At 64.6% G+C, this 209-nt stretch carries 1 protein-coding gene; it reads right to left on the reverse strand.

The features are described from left to right. On the reverse strand, window positions 1–209 hold a 209-nt coding region (locus EXE44_RS19995; RefSeq protein WP_137718159.1), incomplete at both ends, for a hypothetical protein.

Raw genomic sequence — 209 nt, forward strand, 5'->3', positions numbered from 1 at the left:
GTGGGCCTCCGTGACGCTCATGTCGAGCACGTCGGCGATGGTCTTCCCCTTGTACTCCACGTCGAGCGTCTCGTCGTTGTAACGCGAGCCGCCGCACTCCTCGCAGGGGACGTACACGTCGGAGAGGAAGTTCATCTCGATCTTGACGGTGCCCTGTCCGCCGCACTCCTCGCAGCGCCCGCCCTTCACGTTGAACGAGAAGCGGCCCT

The sequence above is a fragment of the Halorubrum sp. SS7 genome (genome assembly GCF_005435055.1).
In the GTDB taxonomy this organism is placed as follows: domain Archaea; phylum Halobacteriota; class Halobacteria; order Halobacteriales; family Haloferacaceae; genus Halorubrum; species Halorubrum salinarum.